At 72.1% G+C, this 1,307-nt stretch carries 1 protein-coding gene; it reads left to right on the top strand.

From position 1 onward, the window contains the following. Positions 1-182 precede the first annotated feature (182 nt). Positions 183-1,307: phosphoserine transaminase (gene serC / locus ACFWJO_RS39565; protein WP_386873115.1), on the top strand; the 1,125-nt coding region annotated here is incomplete at its 3' end.

Raw genomic sequence — 1,307 nt, 5'->3', positions numbered from 1 at the left:
GAGCTCGAGGATCGTGCGCAGGTACATCTCGGTGGTGTCGATCAGATCCGTCATGGCACGTCCTCTTCCCTCGGGCTCTTCGTCCCGGACATCCTAGCGAGGCGTGAGTCACGTGGACGGCCGGTGGTCCCGGGCGCGGGAGAATGGGCGCGACCCGCGACCCCGAAGCGTCAGGAGCACGCATGACCTCCCCCGCCGAGATCACCATCCCCCAGGACCTGCTGCCGGCCGACGGCCGCTTCGGCGCCGGCCCCTCCAAGGTCCGCCCCGAGCAGCTGAGCGCGCTCCAGGACGCAGCCGGGCTGCTCGGCACGTCGCACCGTCAGAAGCCGGTCAAGGACCTGGTGGCGAGCGTCCGGTCGGGCGTCGCCGAGCTGTTCTCGGCGCCGGAGGGCTACGAGGTGATCCTCGGCGTCGGCGGCTCCACCGCGTTCTGGGACGCGGCCGCCTTCAGCCTGGTCCGCGAGCGCGCCCAGCATCTGAGCTTCGGCGAGTTCGGCTCGAAGTTCGCCAAGGCCACCGACCAGGCGCCGTTCCTGGCGCCGTCGGACATCCGCACCTCCGAGCCGGGCACCCGCCCCGAGCCGGAGGCCGTGGCCGGGGTCGACGTGTACGCGTGGCCGCACAACGAGACCTCCACCGGCGTGATGGCGCCCGTCGTCCGCCCCGCGGGCATCGAAGAGGACGCGCTGGTCGTCGTCGACGCCACCTCGGCCGCGGGCGGCCTGCCGGTGGACGTGTCCGAGGCGGACGTGTACTACTTCGCGCCGCAGAAGAACTTCGCGTCCGACGGCGGTCTGTGGCTCGCGCTGTTCTCCCCGCGGGCCCTGGCGCGGGTCGCGGAGATCAAGGAGTCCGGCCGGTGGATCCCGGCGTTCCTGGACCTGGCCACGGCCGTGGAGAACTCCCTCAAGGACCAGACCTACAACACGCCCGCGCTGGCCACGCTCGTCATGCTGGACGCGCAGCTGCGCTGGATGAACGGTCAGGGCGGGCTGGACGCGATGACCGCCCGCACCGCCGACTCCTCCTCGCGCGTGTACGCGTGGGCCGAGGCGTCGTCCTTCGCCACGCCCTTTGTGGCCCGGTCCGAGGACCGCTCCGCCGTGGTCTGCACCGTCGACTTCTCCGACGACGTCGACGCGGCGGCGGTCGCCCAGGCCCTGCGCGCGAACGGCGTGGTGGACGTGGAGCCCTATCGCAAGCTCGGCCGGAACCAGCTGCGGATCGCGACCTTCGCCGCGATCGAGCCCGAGGACGTCGCGGCACTGCTGCGCTGCATCGACCACGTGGTCGAGCGCCTGGCC

The sequence above is a fragment of the Streptomyces sp. NPDC127092 genome (genome assembly GCF_042722475.1).
In the GTDB taxonomy this organism is placed as follows: Bacteria; Actinomycetota; Actinomycetes; order Streptomycetales; family Streptomycetaceae; genus Streptomyces.
This window is presented reverse-complemented; position numbering and strand designations above follow the sequence as displayed.